Source organism: Microbacterium alkaliflavum, assembly GCF_044325405.1.
Classification (GTDB): Bacteria; Actinomycetota; Actinomycetes; order Actinomycetales; family Microbacteriaceae; genus Microbacterium; species Microbacterium alkaliflavum.
Genome location: NZ_JBIQWL010000006.1, coordinates 17,356 through 36,256, shown reverse-complemented (window position 1 = coordinate 36,256; position 18,901 = coordinate 17,356). Strand labels below are relative to the sequence as shown.

Annotated in this window: 13 protein-coding genes; 4 read left to right on the top strand and 9 right to left on the bottom strand. The window is 72.0% G+C overall.

Going from position 1 to position 18,901, the window contains the following annotated elements; genetic code table 11:
• Position 1: 1 nt before the first annotated feature.
• Together ACH3VR_RS15770 and ACH3VR_RS15765 are read right to left on the bottom strand one after the other, a co-directional pair.
• Positions 2-1,756: a dihydroxyacetone kinase family protein gene (locus ACH3VR_RS15770; protein ID WP_397557276.1), complete on the bottom strand. Its 1,755-nt coding sequence runs from the start codon at positions 1,754-1,756 to the stop codon at positions 2-4.
• A gap of 5 nt (positions 1,757-1,761) precedes the next feature.
• Entirely contained in the window at positions 1,762-3,066 is a 1,305-nt protein-coding gene (locus ACH3VR_RS15765; RefSeq protein ID WP_397557461.1) for an MFS transporter, read from the bottom strand.
• 207 nt (positions 3,067-3,273) lie between these two features.
• On the opposite strand from ACH3VR_RS15765, the gene ACH3VR_RS15760 reads away from it, so the two are divergent.
• The 3 genes from ACH3VR_RS15760 to ACH3VR_RS15750 all read left to right on the top strand — a co-directional run bounded on the left by ACH3VR_RS15760 (position 3,274) and on the right by ACH3VR_RS15750 (position 6,895).
• Positions 3,274-4,011, top strand: a complete 738-nt coding sequence (locus ACH3VR_RS15760) for a FadR/GntR family transcriptional regulator (protein ID WP_397557275.1) — start codon at positions 3,274-3,276, stop codon at positions 4,009-4,011.
• A gap of 40 nt (positions 4,012-4,051) precedes the next feature.
• A complete protein-coding gene (locus tag ACH3VR_RS15755; RefSeq protein WP_397557274.1) occupies positions 4,052-5,302 on the top strand; it encodes an FAD-binding protein in 1,251 nt (416 codons plus the stop codon).
• Between the two features lie 234 nt (positions 5,303-5,536).
• Positions 5,537-6,895 (top strand): pyridoxal phosphate-dependent decarboxylase family protein, encoded by a 1,359-nt coding sequence (locus ACH3VR_RS15750; RefSeq protein ID WP_397557460.1) that lies wholly within the window; start codon positions 5,537-5,539, stop codon positions 6,893-6,895.
• A 73-nt stretch (positions 6,896-6,968) separates the two neighbouring features.
• Here the strand turns inward: ACH3VR_RS15750 and ACH3VR_RS15745 are convergent, their stop codons facing one another.
• The 4 genes from ACH3VR_RS15745 to ACH3VR_RS15730 all read right to left on the bottom strand — a co-directional run bounded on the left by ACH3VR_RS15745 (position 6,969) and on the right by ACH3VR_RS15730 (position 11,372).
• Positions 6,969-7,670: an SDR family oxidoreductase gene (locus ACH3VR_RS15745; protein WP_397557273.1), complete on the bottom strand. Its 702-nt coding sequence runs from the start codon at positions 7,668-7,670 to the stop codon at positions 6,969-6,971.
• 117 nt (positions 7,671-7,787) lie between these two features.
• Entirely contained in the window at positions 7,788-8,336 is a 549-nt protein-coding gene (locus ACH3VR_RS15740; protein WP_397557272.1) for a YbaK/EbsC family protein, read from the bottom strand.
• A gap of 197 nt (positions 8,337-8,533) precedes the next feature.
• Positions 8,534-10,219, bottom strand: coding sequence for an amidase (locus ACH3VR_RS15735; protein WP_397557271.1), 1,686 nt, complete (start codon positions 10,217-10,219; stop codon positions 8,534-8,536).
• A gap of 118 nt (positions 10,220-10,337) precedes the next feature.
• Positions 10,338-11,372: an agmatine deiminase family protein gene (locus tag ACH3VR_RS15730; RefSeq protein ID WP_397557270.1), complete on the bottom strand. Its 1,035-nt coding sequence runs from the start codon at positions 11,370-11,372 to the stop codon at positions 10,338-10,340.
• Between the two features lie 103 nt (positions 11,373-11,475).
• Between ACH3VR_RS15730 and ACH3VR_RS15725 the strand changes: the two genes are divergently transcribed.
• Positions 11,476-12,102, top strand: a complete 627-nt coding sequence (locus ACH3VR_RS15725) for a TetR/AcrR family transcriptional regulator (RefSeq protein WP_397557269.1) — start codon at positions 11,476-11,478, stop codon at positions 12,100-12,102.
• A gap of 115 nt (positions 12,103-12,217) precedes the next feature.
• Here ACH3VR_RS15725 and ACH3VR_RS15720 read toward each other — a convergent pair whose 3' ends face one another.
• From ACH3VR_RS15720 to ACH3VR_RS15710, 3 genes are read right to left on the bottom strand one after another with little or no spacing between them, the layout of a single operon-like run.
• Entirely contained in the window at positions 12,218-13,096 is an 879-nt protein-coding gene (locus ACH3VR_RS15720) for a transglutaminase family protein (protein WP_397557268.1), read from the bottom strand.
• Positions 13,093-15,612 carry a circularly permuted type 2 ATP-grasp protein gene (locus tag ACH3VR_RS15715; RefSeq protein ID WP_397557267.1) on the bottom strand — a complete coding sequence of 840 codons (2,520 nt, stop codon included), beginning with the start codon at positions 15,610-15,612 and terminating at the stop codon, positions 13,093-13,095. The genes ACH3VR_RS15720 and ACH3VR_RS15715 overlap by 4 nt, the downstream gene beginning before the upstream one ends.
• Positions 15,609-18,878, bottom strand: coding sequence for a transglutaminase family protein (locus ACH3VR_RS15710; RefSeq protein ID WP_397557266.1), 3,270 nt, complete (start codon positions 18,876-18,878; stop codon positions 15,609-15,611). The genes ACH3VR_RS15715 and ACH3VR_RS15710 overlap by 4 nt, the downstream gene beginning before the upstream one ends.
• Positions 18,879-18,901 lie beyond the last annotated feature (23 nt).

Sequence of the window (18,901 nt, the reverse complement as noted above, 5' to 3'; positions counted from 1 at the left end):
GTCAGTTCCTTTCGGGCGTCTGTGAGGGGTCGGTGGAGGCCGCGTCGAGCACGTCGCCGATGGCCGTCACGATGAGTGCGAGCGAGACGGCGCCCGGGTCGGGGGTGCCGACGCTGTTCTGCCCGTGCGTGCGGGCGCGGCCCATGCGGGGGAGCAGGTCGGCAGTGGCGACGGCTGCGCGGCTGGCCGATTCGGCCGCGACGCGCCACGCGTCGGTGAGGCGCGCGCCCGCGTCGACCTGCTGCGTGAGGTCGCTCGAGAAGGGCACGAGCGCGTCGACCATCGTCTTGTCACCGACCTCGGCCTTGCCGTAGGCCATGACGCCGGCGACACCGGCCGCGACTCCGGTCGCGACGGCGTGGCGGGAGGGGCGGCCGGTGTCGCCGAGGGAGCCTGAGACGGCGTTGAGGATGACGCCCCACAGGGCGCCGGAGGTGCCGCCGGCCTTGTCCGACCACGCGTCGGCCGCGCGGGCCAGGGTCGTGCCGGCGCCGGCGCCGGCCTGCTGCGCGGCGCGCGCGGCGTCGAGGGCGGCGTGCGAGCCGCGCTGCATGCCGATGCCGTGGTCGCCGTCCCCGGCGATCGCGTCGATCCGGCCCAGCTCGTCGACATGGGAGTCGATCGTCCGGGCGATCGTCTCCACGGCTGTGAGGACCGTCGTCGCGGCCTCCCGCGAGGCGTCGTCGGCCGGGGGGATCACGTCGTCGCCGGTGGATGCCTCGGCTGAGGCATCCCGGGTCTGTCGGGGTGCGACCGATCCGCGGCGGTAGGCGGGAGTGTCGACGGGGGTGTCCCACAGCTGGGCGAGTTCGTCGTCGAGCCAGAACAGGGTCAGCGACACGCCGGCCATGTCGAAGCTCGTGCAGTACTCACCCACATGCGGGTCCACGAGCTGCACACCCGCGTCGGTCAGCAGCTGCGCGACGCGGCGGTACACGACGAACAGCTCCTCGTACTTGAGCGAGCCGAGCCCGTTCAGCACCGGCACGACCCGGGCACCCGGCACCTCGACCCCGTCGGGGACCTCGTCCAGGAGCTTCTCGACGAGCAGCTCGGCCAGCCCGTCGGCGGTGGGGATGTCCGTCTCGTCGATGCCGGGCTCGCCGTGGATGCCCAGTCCGATCGCCATCCGCCCTTCCGGGACGGTGAACAGGGGCTGCTCGGCGCCGGGCAGGGTGCAGCCGGTGAACGCTACCCCGAACGACCGGGTCCGCTCGTTCGCCACCGTGGCCACCCGGGTCACCTCGGCCAGGTCGTAGCCGGCCTCGGCCGCGGCGGCGGCGGCGCGGAACACGGTCAGATCCCCCGCGATCCCGCGGCGCTTGTGCTTGTCCGCCGGCGTCGCGCTGAAGATGTCGTCCGTGACGGTGACGGTCTCGCAGGCGATGCCGTCGGCGCGCAGGCGGTCCTGGGCGGCGTCGAAGTTGAGCACGTCGCCGGCGTAGTTGCCGTAGCTGAAGAACACCCCGCCGCCGTTGTCGGCGGCCTTGGCGACCGCGACGATCTGCTGCGTGGACGGGGACGCGAACAGGTTCCCCATCGCGGCGCCGTGCGCCAGGCCCGGCCCGACCAGGCCCCCGAACGCGGGGTAGTGGCCCGAACCGCCGCCGATCACCACAGCGACCTGACCCGCCGGCGACACCGTCGACCGCGCCACCCCGCCGGGGACGCGGCGCACGGAGCGGCCATTGGCCGCGACGAAACCGTCGACCATCTCATCCGCGAACGCGGACGGCTCGTTCCACAACCGGGTCATCGCGGTCAGACCTCCTTGGCCTTGGTCTCGGCGACCTCGACGCGCGCGTCGGTGTCCGCCTGCTCATCGATGATGCGCTCGACCGGGACGATCCGGTTGCTGCGCGCGAGCAGCAGCATGAGCGCGGCCGACACGAGCATGAAGAACCCGACGATGAACATCGGCACTTCGTAGCCGCCCGTCCAGTCGTGCACGGCGCCCGTGATGTACGGCGCGCTGAAGCCCGCCAGGTTGCCGATCGTGTTGATGAGCGCGACGCCCGCGGCGGCCGCGGCGCCCGTGAGGAAGCGCGTCGGCAGGGTCCAGAAGTTCGGCAGGGCGGCGAAGATCGCGGAGGCCGTGACCGTGATGACGGCGATCGTCGCGGCGGGCGAGCCGGCGAAGAGGGCGATCGGGATGCTGATGCCGCCGACGAGCGCCGGGATCGCGATGTGCCACGTCTTGAGGCCGCGCTTGGAGGCATCCCGTGCCCAGATGAACATGATGATCGCGGCCGGCAGGTAGGGGATCGCCGTGATGAGGCCCTTCTGGAAGAAGTCGAAGGTCACGCCCGTCTGCGACTGGAAGCCCTCGATGATCGTCGGCAGGAAGAACGCCAAGGCGTACAGGCCGTAGATGAAGCCGAAGTAGATGAAGGAGAGCACCCACACGCGGCCCGACTTGAAGGCGAAGCGCACCGAGACGTGCTTCTCGCGGGCCTCCGTCGTCTTGCGCTCGGTCTCGAGCGCGTCGGTCAGCCACACCTGCTCGTCGCTGGTGAGCCACTTCGCATCGGTGGGCTTGTCCTTGAGGTAGAACCACGCGATGACGCCGACGATGATCGCGGGGATCGCGACGCCGAGGAACATGAAGCGCCAGCCCTCGAGGCCGCCGACCTCCTGCTGGATGAGCCAGCCGGCGAGCGGGGCGCCGAAGACGGTCGTGAGGGGCTGCGCCAGGTAGAAGAGCATGAGGATGCGGCTGCGGTACTGCGACGGCACCCAGAGGCTCAGGAAGAGGATCGCACCGGGGAAGAAGCCGGCCTCGGCGACGCCGAGGAGGAAGCGCAGGAAGACGAGCTGCTCGAAGTTCTGCACCCACGTGAACAGAAGCGCGACGATGCCCCAGCTGACCATGATGCGCGACAGCCAGCGGCGGGCGCCGAAGCGGTGCAGCGCCAGGTTCGAGGGCACCTCGAGCAGGATGTAGCCGATGAAGAAGACGCCCGACGCGAAGCCGAACTGAGCGGCGCTGAGGCCGAGGTCTTCGTTCATGCCGTTGGGGGCGGCGAACCCGATCGCGGTGCGGTCGAGGTAGTTGATGAAGAACATCAGCGCCACGAAGGGAACGAGGCGCCACGCCACCTTCCGGACTGCTGAACGCGCGACGTCTGCGCGCGATGGGATCTGGGTCTGGTCCACGTTGACTCCGGGATTCAATCGACGACGATCTGGGACGGGCGGGGGTTTCGTCCAGTATGACAAACCGGTTGACCAATTGCAATACCGTTCGCTGAGCCGAGCCTGTAGGTTGTCGTCATGCCCGCGTACCCCGGCGACCGATCGGCGGAGATCACCGCCGCCCTCGGCGCGCTTCCCGCGGGCACCCCGGTGTCGGAGGTCGCGCGGCGGCTGCTCGATCTCTTCACGAGCGGTTCGATCGCCCCCGGCACGCGGCTTCCCCCCGAGCGGCAGCTCGCCGCGACGCTCGAGGTGGGCCGCTCCGCCGTCCGCGAGGCACTCGCGGCGCTCGAGATCCTCGGCATCGTGCAGGTGCGTCCCGGCTCGGGCACGTACCTCCGCGGCAACGCGAGCGAGCTCCTGCCGCAGACGCTGCGATGGGGCCTGCTGATCGGCGAGCGCAACACGGCCGAGCTGCTCGAGCTGCGGTCGGGACTCGAGATCTACGTCGCACGGCTCGCCGCGGCGAGGGTCGAGGCATCCGACCTGGAGGCGCTCGGCGCGAGCCTCGACCGCATGCGGCAGAGCGTCGGCGCGCTCAAGGCCTTCGCGAAGGCCGACCTCGACTTCCACGATGCCCTCGCCCGGGCGGCCGACAACCACATGCTCGTCGACATGCTGCACGTCGTGCGGTCGCTCCTGCAGGTCTACGCCGACCGCGCCGTGCACGACGAGGCGGCGGCGATGATCGCGATCGAAGAGCACGACACGGTGTTCCGGGCGATCGAGCGCGGCGACGAAGACGGCGCGGCCTCGGCGATGGCCGTGCACATGGCGACGGCATCGGCGCGCGTCGCCGCCGAAGCCGCCACCTGAGAAGCCGGCCGCGACGGCCGGAACCGGAGAAGGGATCAGGATGCCGCGCAACTGGGCAGGCACGTACGAATACCGCGCACCGCGCATCGAGTCCGCCTCGACCGAGGAAGACGTGCAGCGGATCGTGCGCGAGGGCGGTCCTGTCCACGCGCTCGGCACGCGCCACTCGTTCACGGACCTTCCCGACACCGAAGGCACCCTCATCGACGTATCGGGGCTCACCGGCGGGATCACGATCGACGAGGATGCGCGCACCGTCACGGTCGCGGCCGGCACGCGGTACGGCATCGTCGCCGGTGAACTCGACGAGCAGGGGTGGGCCCTCCACAACCTCGGTTCGCTGCCGCACATCTCGGTCGGCGGTGCGACCGCCACGGGTACGCACGGCTCGGGCGACGCCAACGGCGTGCTCACGACGGCGGTCCGCGGCATCCGGTATGTCGGCGCCGACGGGGAGGTGCATGAGGCGCACCGCGGCGACGACGATTTCGCGGCGCTCGCCGTGGGCGCGGGTGCCTTCGGCATCCTGACCGCCCTCACCCTCGACATCCAGCCCGCCTACCGGGCCCGGCAGGACATCTATGCGGGAGTGTCGTGGGATGCCGCGCTCGCCGACCTCGACGCGCTCACGGGCGCCGGATACAGCGTCTCGCTCTTCACGCGGTGGGAGCCCGACACGATCGAGGCCGTATGGGTCAAGACGCGGCTCGCGTCGGACGACGACGCCGTGTCCGACACGCTCCTCGACGGTCAGCGCGTCGTCGGGGTCGAGGGGCCGCTCGGCAGCGGAGACAACATCACCGAGGTCGGGGGAGTGCCCGGGCCCTGGATGCTGCGACTCCCGCACTTCCGCCTCGACAGCGAGCCGTCGTTCGGCGAGGAGATCCAGACCGAGTACTTCGTGCCGCGTACGCACGGCGCCGCTGCCCTCGACGCGGTGCGGGCGCTGGGCGACAGCATCCGTCCCCATCTCGTGTGGAGCGAGATCCGCACGGCGGCGCGCGACGACCTCTGGCTGAGCGGCGCGTACGGGCAGGACGTCGTGATCATCCACTTCACGTGGTTCGACCGCCCGGAGGAGGTCGGCGCACTCCTGCCGCCGATCGAGGAGGCGCTGCGACCGTTCGGTGCGCGTCCGCACTGGGGCAAGGTGCACCGGTTCGACCGGCCGGCGCTCGAGCGCGTGCATCCCCGTATCGGCGACGCGCGTGCGGTGTTCGAGCGCCTCGACCCCGAGGGACGCTTCTCGAACGCGCACCTCGAGCGACTGGGTCTGCGCGAAGCCCGCTGACACCGCGCGCTGTCGCATCCACAGCCCGTGCACTCACCCGGGTCGCTTCTCGTCGATAGCCCGTGCTGTGGCCGAAAGCCCGCGATATGACCCGTGCGAAACACGGGCGCTCGGCGAGAGCACGGGCTATGGACACCCAGCCGGGGTCGGAAGCGCATGCGCGGTGTACGGCACCGACGACACAATGGGAGTCGACCCAGGGAGGCTCCAGTGACCGAAACCTCGCCCGCGCGCATGCACGCCCTCTCGGACGAGACACGCGCGACCGTCGACGTCGTGCTCGACTACGCGCGACGGCGCGCGCTGTACGAAGACGTGCCGCTCGACAAGCCGCTGACTCCGCGGGAGCTCGCGCGCCTCGCGTCGGGATCGATCACGCCCGCGGGCATCGGCGCGCGCCGCGCGGCGGCGCTGTTCGAGAACGTGCTCGCGCCCGCCTGCGTCTCGACCGACCATCCGGGCTACCTGTCGTTCATCCCGTCGGCGCCGACGAAGGCCGCCATCGCGTTCGACCTCATCGTGTCGGCATCCGCCATCTACGGGGGTTCGTGGATGGAGGGCTCCGGCGCGATCTATGCCGAGAACGAGGTGCTGCACTGGCTCGCCCGCGAGTTCGGCCTGCCGGAAGGCTCGGGCGGCGTCTTCGTGCAGGGCGGCACGATCGGGAACCTCTCGGCCCTGGTGGCGGCACGGGATGCTGCGCGCCGGCGCAACCGCGAGGCGGGTCGTGCCGATCCCGCCCGCTGGATCGTCGTGTGCAGCCGTGAGGCGCACTCGTCGATCGCCTCGGCGGCGGCCGTCATGGACGTCGACGTCGTCGGCGTCGCCCCCGACTCCTCGGGCCGGCTGCACGGCGAGCCCGTCGCGCAGGCGCTGGACGAGCATGGCGACGCCGTGTTCGCCGTCGTCGCGACCGGCGGCACGACGAACTTCGGCATCGTCGACGACATCGCGTCGGTCGCCGCAGTCACGAGGGAGCGCGGCGTGTGGCTGCACATCGACGGCGCGTATGGCCTCGCCGCGATGCTCGTCGAGGAGATGCGCCCCGCGTTCGCCGGCGTCCAGGATGCCGACTCGGTCATCGTCGATCCGCACAAGTGGCTTTTCGCGCCGTTCGACGCGTGCGCGCTCATCTACCGAGAGCCGTCGCAGGCGCTGCTCGCCCACACGCAGAAGGCCGAGTACCTCGACACGATCACGGAGAAGGCGGACTGGAATCCGTCCGACCTCGGCGTGCAGCTCACCCGGCGCGCCCGGGGCCTGCCGCTCTGGTACTCGCTCGCGACGTACGGCACCGACGAGTACCGCGCCGCGATCTCGTACGGCATCGACCTCGCGCGGCGGATCGCCGACGAGATCGAGTCGCGCGACGGCCTCTCGCTCGTGCGGGACCCGCAGCTGTCGGTCGTGGTCTTCCGACGCGACGGCTGGACGCTCGCCGACTACCAGGCCTGGTCCGACCACCTCCTCGACGAGCAGCTGGCCTTCGTCGTGCCCAGCTCGCACGCCGGCGAGCCCGTGCTGCGCTTCGCGATCATCAGCCCCCTGACGACCTACGACCTGCTCGTGGAGATCCTCGACACCCTGGCCTGACCGGTCGCCTCGCGGCGCCCTCCACGTCGACGTTCGGGTCGGATGGACCCGGGCGACTCGCCGACCGATCCGGTCACCACGGAAGGGGAAGGCCGTCGCGCGTCAGACTGCCCGGCTCGACGGCTCCGTCGAGGGGTGCCAGCACGCTGCGCGCACCGTCCGCCACGGGGCGCGCGCCGAAGTCCTCCATGCCGGGCGAGGTCGCGGTCAGTCCGGGGTCGGTCACGAACACGCGCACCCCTTCGCCTCCCACCTCGGCTGCCAGCTTGTGCATGAGGGCGTGGAGCGCGGCCTTGGACGCCGCGTAGCTCGCGGCACCGGGATTGGCGGCGACCCCGAAGCGGGGATCGCCGTGCGAGCCCGAACCGCTTCCCACCGCGATGACGGTGCCGCCGGCGCGGCGCACCGCGGGCAGAGCGGCCTGCAGCACGCGCCACGTGCCGAAGACGTTCGTCGCGAAGACCCGTTCGGCCTGGGCCAGATCGGCGCCAGAGACGGACTCCTCCCATGGCGCGAATCGGGCCGCGTTGAGGACGAGGAGCGCGAGCGGGCGGTCACTCAGCGCGGAAGCGACCTGCGTCGTGACGTCGGCGCGGTCGATGTCGAGGACGGCTGTCTCGAGCGGCCGGACGCCCGCCTCGCGGCCCAGGTGCGCGAGCGACGAGGCGTCACGGCCGCTCGCGATCACCCGGTACCCGCGATCGAGCAGCTGGAGGGCGACGGCCCGGCCGATTCCGCGTGTGGCACCCGTGACGAGCGCGAGTTCGGCTCCCACTGTCTTCCCCTTCCTCTCCGTCCAGGAGCATCTTCACGTTGTCCTTCGAGAAGTCATTCACCCGGGAGCGACGATTCGGATGCGGGCGAAGGGGCGGTTCGCGACGTCGATCGCGGATCAGGCGGCCGGAACCTCCCGGGCGAGCCCCTCGATCACCTCGGCACCGGGCAGTGCGCCGAGCACCGCGCCGGGCACGGAGAGCTTCGCGCCCCGGATGCCCGCACCGACGATCGCCCACGTGAGCGCGGCGACGCGCGGGTCGACGAGGATCACCCAGTCGGACGGCAGCCCGATCGGGGTGATGCCGCCGTACTCCATGCCGGTCAGCGCCACGGCGTCGTCCATCGGCGCGAAGCTCGCGCGCCGCGCGCCGAGGAACTTCCGCACCGTGCCGTTCACGTCGAGCCGCGTCGTGCCGATCACGAGGCACGCGGCATACGTCGTCACGTCGCCGCGGGTCCCCGCGACGACGATGCAGTTCGCACCCTCGTCCATGCCCACTCCGTACGCCTCGCAGAACGAGGCCGTGTCGGCGAGCGTGGGGTCGATCGGCGTCGCGCGAACCTGGGCGGCAAGCGCTGGATCCAGGCCGAGCAGCCCCGCGCGGACTGGAGCCGCGAGCAGCTCGGGACGGTCGAGGGCGGGGGAGAAGTCGAGCGACGGCACGCTTCGACGCTACGGCACCGCCGCATCGACGAGTCGAGGTCTCGGGCACGAGTCGAGCCGTCCTGCGCCTCGACTCGGCGCCGAAAGCTCGACTCGGCGCCGAAAGCTCGACTCCACGCCGAAACCCCGACTCACCAGGGCCGGGGCGCTGGCCGGCCGGGGCGCTGGCGGGCCGGGGCGCTGGCGGGCCGGGGCGCTCAGCCGAGCCGAGGCGTCCGCGGCGGCTCGGTGCGCCGGGTGCCCGTCGCCTCGAACGCCGCCGCGAGCCGCAGCAGGGCCGAGTCGTCGTACGCGCGCCCGGCGAAGGTCAGGCCCACCGGCATCCCGATGTCGGCCATCGTGCCCATCGGCACCGTGACCGTCGGGATGCCGAGGTGCCGGATCGCGAGGTTGCCGTTGGCGACCCACACGCCGTTGCGCCAGCCGAGATCGGCGGATGCCTCCACCCGGTCCATGTCGGCGGGGCCGACGTCGGCGACCGCGGGGAAGACGACGGCGTCGAGGCCGAGGCCGTCCATCCACTCCTCCAGGTCGAGGCGCCGCGTCTCTTCGAGCCCGCGGAGGCCGTCGGCGAGCTCGGGCATGTCGGCCCACGGAGTCGCACCCGGATGCTCGCGCACCCAGCCCGGGTACTCGGCGATGTCGTCGTCGAAGCCCGTGTAGCGGTCGGGGAGGGCGCCCTCGGGGTGGGGGAAGATCCGCGCGCCGTCGACGTCGGAGAGCGTCGACAGGGCGGGGTCGCCGTTGGCGGCGAGGAAGTCGTCCCAGCCCCACGCAGAGAGGTCGATGATCTCGCGCTTGAGGTACTCGGGCGCGACGAGCCCGCGCGTCGCGATCGTCGGCGCGCCCGCGCGGTCGCCCTCGTAGTTCGACACGACGGGGAAGTCGACGTCGACGACCCTGGCCCCGGCCTCCTCGAGCGCACGGCGCGCGGCCTCCCAGAGGGCGACCACCGATGCGCGGGTCTCGATGCGCTCGCCGGTCGGCCCGCCGATGCCCGTGCCGGTTCCGGCGTCCGGATCGGCGTTGACGTACATGCGCGGGATGCCGATGCGCCGCCCCGCGAGAGCGTCGGCGTCGACGAGCCCCGGGTACGAGGCGGGCCGGACGTCGGCGACCAGCGGAAGGTCGATCCACGGCTGCGCGCGCCAGAAGTCGCCGCGCGTCTCGGCATCCGGGGCGACGATCACGTCGAGCACCTCGAGCATGTCGGCCATCGTGCGCGTGTGCGGCACGACGACGTCCATCGTCGGAACGAGCGGCCAGTTGCCGCGCACCGAGATCACCCCGCGTGAGGGCGTGTAGGCGCAGAGGGCGTTGTTCGAGGCCGGACCGCGGCCGCTCGACCACGTCTCCTCGCCCAGCCCGAACGCCGCGAAACTCGCCGCCGTCGCCGTGCCCGAGCCGTTCGACGAACCTGAGCCGAACGGAGCGGTCAGGAAGTCGGCGTTGTACGGGCTCTCGGCACGGCCGTATTCCCCGCGCTGCATGCCTCCGTTGGCCATGGGCGGCATGTTCGTGAGGCCGAGGCAGATCGCGCCGGCCTCGCGCAGCCGCTCGATCGTGAAGGCGTCGCGCTGCGCGACGAGCTCGGCGAACGCCGGGCTTCCCGCGGCGGCCGTCAGCCCGCGAACGAGGTAGCTGTCCTTCGCCGTGTACGGGATGCCGTCGAGAGGTCCCCGCTGCTCACCGCGCGCCCGGCGGGCATCGGATGCCTCGGCCTCGTCGATCGCCTCGGGATTGCGCACCACGAGGGCGTTGAGGTCGCCGTCGTACGCGTCGATGCGTGCGAGGTACGCCCGCACGAGGCCGACGGCCGTGGCTTCGCCGGCCTCGAGCGCCGCGCGCAGCTCGGCGATGGTGGCTTCGACGACGTCGATCATGACGCTGCTCCTTGCTCTTGCCCCGCGAACCCGCACTCGATGCTCGAACCCACATCCGTTGTGCGTCCGCGCGGTGTGGGGTCGACCACGGGGTGTGGGCTCGGGAAGTTCGCCCGCGTCACGACGCCACCGCCGGCTGCTGCTGCGTGATGCAGTGGATGCCGCCGCCGCGGTCGAAGATGGGGCGGGCGTCGACCGTCACGACGCGGCGGCCGGGATACGCCTCGGCGAGGATCTCGCGGGCCCGGGCGTCGGCCTCGTCATCGCCGAAGCCGCAGGCGATGACGCCGCCGTTGACGACGGTGTGGTTGACGTAGCTCCAGTCGACGAAGCCCTCGTGGTCCTTCAGCGTCGCGGGCGCGGGGAGGTCGATGATCTCGAAGGCGCGGCCGGCGGCATCCCGAGCCTGCGACAGCGTCTCGCGAAGCGAGCGCGACACCTCGTAGTCGGGGTGGTCGGGCGAGGTCTGCGCGTGCAGCAGCATGCGGCCCGGCGAGGGGAGGGTCGCGACGATGTCGACGTGGCCGTTGGTGCCGAAGTCGTCGTAGTCGCGCGTGAGGCCGCGGGGGAGCCAGACGAACGCCGTCGCACCGATCGTGCGAGCGAGCTCGGCCTCGACGCGGGCCTTGTCGGCGAAGCGGTTGCGACGCGGGTCGAGCTGCACCGTCTCGGTGAGCAGCACCGTTCCCTCGCCGTCGACGTGGATGCCGCCGCCCTCGTTCACGAGGAGGGAGCTGACGATCTCGGCGCCGGCGCGGCCGCCGGCGAATCGCCCGAGCTCTGCCGACAGCTGCCACTCGGCCCAGTCGGGAGCGCCCCAGCCGTTGAAGGTCCAGTCGACGGCGCCGAGCTCGCCGGGACGATCGTCGTCGACGACGAAGGTCGGGCCGACGTCGCGCATCCAGAACTCGTCGAGCGGTGCTTCGACGATCTCGATGCCGGAGCCGAGCATGCGGCGCGCGCGGTTCGCCTCCGACGGGTCGACGACCATCGTCAGCGGCTCGAACTCGGCCACGGCGTGGGCGACGGCGGTCCAGGCCGCATAGCCCTCCTCGCGCAGCGCTTCGGTGTCGCCGAGGGTGATGCCCTCGCGGGGGAACGCCATCCAGGTGCGCTCGTGGGGTGCGGTCTCGGCGGGCATGCGCCAGGTCATGCGAGAACCTCCGTCGGTGTCGTGTCGCCGCGATCTGCGGGCCGTTGACTTCTTGATCATGCGATCAATAAGATGAAGCGAAGGTAACCTCCGAGAGGCGACGATGTCAAGCACTCCGCGCAAGAAGGTCGCACGCAAATCGCCGGCCGAGCGGTCCGACGAGATCGCGCGAGCGGCCCGCGACCTCGCGCTCGAGCAGGGCCTCACGGCCGTCACGATGCGCTCGGTGGCAGCGCGCATCGACGTCGCACCGGCGCTCGTGGCGCACTACGAGCCGAGCATGGAATCCCTGGTCGCCTCAGCTTTCCGCGGCATCGTGTCTGCGGAGCTCGACGATGTGCGAGGCGAGCTGTCGCAGCATCCCTCACCCTCCGCGCGCATGGCGGCCCTCGTCGACACGCTGCTCGACGGCTCGCGCGAAGACGTCACCGTCGTCTGGGTCGAGGCCTGGGCCCTGGGCCGGCGCAACGAGACTCTCGCCGAGACCGTGCGGGAGCAGATGGATGCCTGGCAGGCCGTCGTGCAGACGCTCGTCGAGGAGGGCGTCGAGGCCGGCGAGTTCGAGACTCCGGATGCCGCCGACGTCGCGTGGCAGCTCCTCGGCATGATCGACGGGCTCAACGCGCAGGCGCTCGTCCGCTGGAACGACGAGCGCTCCCGCGGCTCGGCGCTCCACCGCGCCGTCGAGGGGATGCTCGGCCTCACCCGCCACGCCCTCGACCGCCCCTGAGACCGCCCTCGACGAGGTCCCTCTGTCGCCGAGACAGGGGATCTCGCCGAGACCGGGGCGCACGTCCCCTTGTCTCGGCGAAACCCCCTGCCTCGACGGGTTGGTCGGGCGCGGGTCAGGCGACCGGGGCGACGTCGACGTTGACCCGCAGGGTCGACTTCTTCGACTTCGTGAAGATCACGCCCTTGACGGGGGAGACGTCGCCGTAGTCGCGACCCCACGCCACCGTGACATAGCGCTCGTTCGCCCACTGGTTGTTCGTGGGGTCGATCGCGAGCCAGTCCGGTGAGCCGGGCATCCAGACGGCGAGCCACGCGTGCGAGGCGTCCGCGCCCACGACGCGCTCCTTGCCGGGCGGCGGCTGCGTCGCGAGGTAGCCGCTCACGTACCGGGCGGCGATGCCGTGACTTCGCAGGCACGCGAGCGCGAAGTGCGCGAAGTCCTGGCAGACGCCGGCGCGCTTGCGCAGCACGTCGGCGACGGTCGAGGTGACGGTCGTCGCGGTGCTGTCGTAGTCGAAGTCCGCGTAGATGCGGTGCATGAGATCGGTCGCGGCCTCGCCGATGGGGCGTCCGCGGACGAGGGATGCCGCGGCATAATCCGCGACGCCGGGCGCATGCGCTGCGCGCGACGACTCGAGCGCGAACTCGACGGCGGCCCAGGCATCCGGATCATCCGTGTTCAGGAGCGGTCGCGCCTTCTCCCACGGCACGGCGAGGGCGTCCTCGTCGTAGCGCGGCTCGACGACCGTGACATCGCTCGTCGAATCGATGACGAGCTCGCGGTGCGCCTCGGTCACCTGGAAGTAGGTGACGGCGTTTCCGTAGCAGTCGGTGTCCCGGTGCAGGTCGAGTGGCACAGGGTCGACGGTGACGGTGTGGTTGGCGACCTCCTGCCAAGGCAGCGCCCGCGGCGACAGGTGGTAGATGCCGCGGCTGTCGCGGACCGGAGAGCCGTATGTGTAGGCCGTGCGATGCGAGACGACGTACTTCATGAGGATTTCGCCCCCTGCACTTCGGTGAGCGACAGGGTCGAGAGGCTCTGCGGCGGGGGTCCGCTCGCGAAGTGCACGTCGCCGATCGAGTCGGCCAGCTGCATCAGCTGCGCGCGCGTGCCCTCGAAGAAGCGCAGCAGCCGCGGCCGGCGCGAGCCCGTCGGCGTCGCGAGCGCCGCGAGGTCGAGATTGTCGACGGCGGTCTCCAGGTGCTCGAGCAGGCGCTCCGGCCGGGTCGATCCGGTGGAGGCAGGCATCGCGGCCAGGTGGGTGCGCAGCTCGCGGAAGGCGAACGCGAGCGAGCGCGGGTTGTCGCGATCGACGAGCAGCAGTTCGAGCGCGCCGCTGGTGCGCACGTTGCCGCGATAGCGGCGGCGGAAGGTCACGGAGCTCTCGGCCGCCGTCAGCACGCCCTCGAGCACGTCGCGATCGGCGGCGACGCCATAGCGCACCGTCGTCGTCGAGCTCAGCAGCGTGCACAGCTGCAGCGCCCGCTCGAGGTGACGCCCGGCCTCGATCATGTGCCAGCCGGGGTCGCGGATCATGCTCGCCGTGACGCCGTGCAGCGACAGCACGGCTGTCAGCATGCGGCCCGCCGACTCCGTGATGCGGTGCGAGCGCTGCGACGAGCTGAGCGCTCTCTTGGCGCGGTCCGTGTGCGCGAAGACGCGCCAGGTGTCGCCCGACAGCTGATCGCGCACGCCCTCGAGCGCGTCGCGCAGCCGGTCGAGGGCCTGCGCCGCCGACCCGAGCCGGTCGCCGTCGAGCAGCAGCGAGCGGAATTCCTCCTCGGGCTCGTCCGAGCGCCGGCCGGCGAGCCGCCGCAGCACGCCGAGCAGGGCGCGCGCTGCGACGGCGTGCTCCGAGTCGATCGGCGCCGCGAGCTCCTCGAGGTGCGCGTCGGCCGTGAGGAGCAGACGCAGGAGGTCTTCCGCGCGCTCGGCGTACCGGCCCGCCCAGAACATGTCCTCCAGGGCGCGCGGCGAGAGTGCCGGGATGCTGGGACGGAACTCCAGCGGAGCGACGTCGACGATCCCCTGGTCGGGGTCTTCGGGAGCGCCCTTGACGACCCACACATCCTTCGTCACGGGCGCCGCGCGCGTGGTCATGACCGTCGCGAGGCCGCCGACGAGCGGGCGGAAGGCCGACCGGTAGCGCACCGTGAACGCGCGCACGACGACGGGCTGGGCATCCGCTCGCCCTTCGCTCGACCAGACGGGCGCCTGGGAGAGCGGCAGGCGCTCCTGGCCAACGAAGCGGTGCGGCGCCGCGAGGATGCGCTCGCGCAGCTCGTCGGGGGTGAGGTCGGCGTGCGCGCTGCGGGACTCGTCGATGCTGCGCACCACGAAGCTCTCCCCAGGCTCGCCCAGGCGGCTCAGCGCGACGTCGAGGCCGACGCGGTCGCCGCACCACCAGGTCGGCAGCGACGGGAGGCGCAGCTGCTCGCCGAGCAGCTCCTGGCAGATCGCGGGCATGAAGGGGAGGAGCGCCGGGTTCTCGAGCACGCCGGCGCCGAGTCCGTTGACGACGCGCACGCGGCCGCGCCTCACGGCTTCCGTGAGCCCTGCCACACCGAGGCGCGAATTGCCGCGCATCTCGAGCGGGTCGGCCCAGTCGGCGTCGACGCGGCGGAGGATGACGTCGACACGCTCGGCCGGGGCCGACTTCGGCCAGCCCGGAGGCTTGATCCAGATCCAGCCGCCGCGCACCGTGAGGTCGCTCGCCTGCACGAGCGGGAACCCGAGGGTGCTCGCGAGGGCCGCTTGGTCGTAGGCCGTCTCGGAGTGCGTGCCCGGTGACAGCACGACGACGCGCGGGTCGGTGACGCCCTCCGGCGCCGAGTTGAGCAGGGCCGAGCGCAGCGCCGCGAAGTACGGCTCCATGCGGTGCAGATCGCCCTCCTGATAGAGCGCCGGCATGACCTGCGAGATGACGCGGCGGTTCTCCATCGCGTAGCCGAGGCCCGACGGCGCCTGCACCCGGTCGGCGAGCACGTTCCACTCGCCGGACGCATCGCGGCCGAGGTCGGTCGCCGACAGGAGGAGGGGCTCGGGATCGTGGGCGCTCGGCCGCACGAGGGGCCGGAGGTAGCCGGCATGTCCGAAGATCGCCGCCGACGGGATGACGCCGGTGCGCAGCAGAGTCTGCTCGCCGTAGAGGTCGACGAGGAGGGCGTTGAGCAGCTCGGCGCGCTGCGCGAGCCCCACCTCGAGCCGCGCCCACGCCGGCGCCTCCATGACGAGCGGCACGGGGTCGAGCCGCCACGGCTGGGCGCCGCCGCCGCGCTGCACGTACGTCACGCCGTGGTCGGCGAGGAAGCGCGTGATCTCGCCGTTGACGCGCTTGAGCTCGTCGGGCGTCAGCCCGAGGGCGGCCTCGGCCAGCCCCTTCCAGGCGGGGCGGAGCGTGCCGTCGGGCGCGACGACCTCGTCGTAGCGCGTCGCGCCCAGGTCGCTCCCACCGAGGGGCAGCGTGGGCTGCGCCAGAGTCGTGGCGTAGTCGCGGAGCACCGTCACTGCTGGGGTGACCTCCGAAGGTCGAGGGTTCGGGGATAGTCCGGGCTCGCTGCGCGCCGGGCCTTCTCGCGCAGAGCCGCGACATCGACGGTACCGGACGTGTGGCCGTGCGGCTCGAATCGGCGGGCTCGCCGGGCCTCCGCCTCGTTGGCGTTGACGGGCGGATGCTCGTACGCACGTCCGCCGGGATGCACGACGTGGTAGGTGGCCCCGCCGAGGCTCGCGGCCGCCGCGACGTCGATGACGTCGAACGTGAGCGGCGCGTGCACGGGGATCATGGGGTGCAGCGCCGACCACGGCCGCCACGCCCGATAGCGCACGCCTGCGTAGTACTCGCCGAGGTGGCCCGTCGGCGTCAGCGGCACGGGCACCTGGTTGCACGTCACGAGGTGCCGGTGCGGATCGACGCCGTGCACCTTGACCTGCACCCGCTCCGTCGACGAGTCGACGTATCGCGCCGTGCCGCCCGCGGTCGCCTCCTCGCCGAGCACGTTCCACGGCTCGATCGCCTGGCGCAGCTCCAGGTCGACCCCGGAGCCCGAGCCCGTCGCGATGCGCGTCATCCCGATGCGCGGGAAGCGGAACTCCGTGAACGCGTCGAGCCACGTCTCCTCGAAGGCGATGCCGTGCGCGCGCAGATCGGCGACGACCTCGCCGATGTCGCGGATGGTGCCTTCGGGCAGCAGGAAGTCTTCGTGCAGTCGCGTGCCCCAGCGCACGAGCGGAGCGGCGAGCGGCTTCTCCCAGAACATCGCGACGAGGCTGCGCACGAGCAGCGCCTGCACGAGCGCGAGCTCGGGATGCGGCGGCATCTCGAAGCCGCGCAGCTCGAGCAGCCCCAGCCGGCCGCGGCTCGAATCGGGGCTGTAGAGCTTGTCGACGCAGAACTCGGCGCGGTGCGTGTTGCCCGTGAGGTCGGTCAGCAGATGCCGCAGCGATCGGTCGACGACCCACGGCAGGAGACTCCCGCCCTGCGCGGCGTCCGTGAGCCGCCGGATCTCGCCGAGCGCGATCTCCATCTCGTGCACGGCCTCCGGCCGCCCCTCGTCGAAGCGCGGAGCCTGGCTCGTGGGCCCGACGAAGCGTCCCGAGAACAGGTACGAGAGGGAGGGATGCCGCTGCCAGTATGTGATGAGGCTGGGGAGCAGGTCGGGCCGGCGCAGCAGCGGGGAGTCGATCGGCTGCGTGCCGCCCAGCGTGATGTGGTTGCCGCCGCCGGTGCCCTGGTGGGTGCCGTCGACGTCGAACTTCTCCGTCGTGAGGCGCACCTCGTGCGCGGCGTCGTAGAGCGTGAAGGTCAGCTCGCGCTGCTCGGCCCACGTCGAGGTGGGCTGCAGGTTGACCTCGACGACGCCGGGGTCGGGGGTCACGACGAGCTGGCGCAGCCGCGCGTCCGGCGGCGGCCCGTAGCCTTCGAGCACGAGCGGGGTCGCGGCATCCACCGCGGCCCGCTCGATGACGTGGAGCAGGTTCGCGTACGCGTCGAGCTCCTGCGTCGGCGGCAGGAAGACGTGCACGTGCCCGTCGCGCGCCTCGATCGTGAGCGCCGTCGTAAGGGCGCCGTCGGGGCTCACCACCGCGACCTGCGGCACCCCGGGCTCGAGCGGCGCACCGGCCTCGAGGTACGAGGGCTCGCCGGTCCACTCGGGGTCGTGCCACGACACCGAGTCGAGCGGCAGGCGCAGGCCGAGGGGGCTCGTCCCGTGCAGGAGCACGAGCCGGCCACGCCGGAAGCTCCACGCGGGGCTCGTCCACTCGCCGTCGGTCGTGAGCGGCAGCACCCACCCGACGGGCCGGGCCTCGGCGTGCTCGACGGCCTCGAGGTGGGCGGGGTCGAACTCGTCGGCGTCGGGGCGGGGGCCGTCGGGACGCCGCAGCTCGGCGACGAGCGCGCCGAGCGGGTCTTCGAACGCGGGAAGCAGCTGTCCGGGCGGAAGGCCGAGCACCTCGGTGATGCGGCGAGCGAGCGCTTCGGCGCGCGCGTCGCCGTCGGGCGCGGCATCCGGTTCCCACGGGTCGGCGAACAGCTCGGGATGCCGCCACAGCGGCTCACCGTCGGTGCGCCACTGCAGCGCGATGGCCCATCGGGGGAGCGGCTCGCCGGGGTACCACTTGCCCTGCCCGCGGTGGACGGCGCCGCCCATCGCGTAGACCTCGCGGAGACGCTGGGCGAGGCGGCTCGCCAGCTCGCGCTTGTGGGGGCCGTCGGCGTCGATGCGCCACTGCGCGCTGCGCGGGTCGTCGAGCGAGACGAACGTCGGCTCGCCGCCCATCGTGAGCCGCACGTCGTTCGCGTGCAGCCGCTCGTCGACGGCCTCGCCGAGCGCGTCGACGCGCTCCCACTGCTGCCGTGTGTACGGCCGGGTCGTGCGCGGATCCTCGTGCACGCGGCGCACCTCGTTGTGGAACGCGAAGGTCACCTCGACGGGCTCGGTCGTGCCGCTGATGGGGGCGGCGCTGCTCGGATGCGGCGTCGCCGACAGTGGGATGTGCCCTTCGCCCGCGAAGAGTGCGCTCGTCGGGTCGAGCCCGATCCACCCGGCGCCGGGCACGAAGACCTCGGCCCACGCGTGCAGGTCGGTGAAGTCCTGGGCCGGCCCGCTCGGGCCGTCGAGGGCGGCGCGGTCGGGGGCGAGCTGCACGAGGTAGCCCGACACGAATCGGGCGGCCAGACCGTACTTGCGCAGGATGCTGACGAGCAGCCACGCGCTGTCGCGGCACGAGCCGAGCTTCGCCTCGAGCGTGTGATCGGGCGTCTGCACGCCCTCCTCCATGCGGAGGCTGTACGCGACATCCCGGTACACGGCGCGGTTGAGGTCGGCGAGGAAGGTCACCGTCGGCACGCCGCCGTCGGGCAGCGCCGGCAGGTGCGACATCCATCCGTCCACCGAATCGCTCTCGGCGACGGGGCGGAGGTACGGCGCGAGATCGGCGGCCAGCGCAGGCTCGTACGCGAACGGGAAGCGCTCGGCATAGGACTCGATGAAGAAGTCGAGCGGGTTGATGACCATCATGTCGGCCACGAGCCCGACCGTGATCTCGAGCCGGCTCACCTTCTCGGGGAAGACGATCCGGGCGACCCAGTTGCCGAACGGGTCCTGCTGCCAGTTGATGAAGTGCTCTTTGGGACTGATCTCCAGCGAGTACGCCTCGATCGGCGTACGGGAGTGCGGCGCGGGGCGCAGGCGCACGACATGCGGCTGCACCGCGACGGGACGCGCGAACTCGTACGCCGTGTAATGCTCCAGCGCCACCTTGATCGACATAACCCCACCCTGGCCGACGAGTG

Bases quoted from the DNA above. Each gene is read 5' to 3' on its own strand.
- ACH3VR_RS15770 (WP_397557276.1), bottom strand. From the start codon at position 1,756: ATGACCCGGTTGTGGAACGAGCCGTCCGCGTTCGCGGATGAGATGGTC.
- ACH3VR_RS15765 (WP_397557461.1), bottom strand. From the start codon at position 3,066: ATGTTCTTCATCAACTACCTCGACCGCACCGCGATCGGGTTCGCCGCC.
- ACH3VR_RS15760 (WP_397557275.1), top strand. From the start codon at position 3,274: ATGCCCGCGTACCCCGGCGACCGATCGGCGGAGATCACCGCCGCCCTC.
- ACH3VR_RS15755 (WP_397557274.1), top strand. From the start codon at position 4,052: ATGCCGCGCAACTGGGCAGGCACGTACGAATACCGCGCACCGCGCATC.
- ACH3VR_RS15750 (WP_397557460.1), top strand. From the start codon at position 5,537: ATGCACGCCCTCTCGGACGAGACACGCGCGACCGTCGACGTCGTGCTC.
- ACH3VR_RS15735 (WP_397557271.1), bottom strand. From the start codon at position 10,219: ATGATCGACGTCGTCGAAGCCACCATCGCCGAGCTGCGCGCGGCGCTC.
- ACH3VR_RS15730 (WP_397557270.1), bottom strand. From the start codon at position 11,372: ATGACCTGGCGCATGCCCGCCGAGACCGCACCCCACGAGCGCACCTGG.
- ACH3VR_RS15725 (WP_397557269.1), top strand. From the start codon at position 11,476: ATGTCAAGCACTCCGCGCAAGAAGGTCGCACGCAAATCGCCGGCCGAG.
- ACH3VR_RS15720 (WP_397557268.1), bottom strand. From the start codon at position 13,096: ATGAAGTACGTCGTCTCGCATCGCACGGCCTACACATACGGCTCTCCG.
- ACH3VR_RS15710 (WP_397557266.1), bottom strand. From the start codon at position 18,878: ATGTCGATCAAGGTGGCGCTGGAGCATTACACGGCGTACGAGTTCGCG.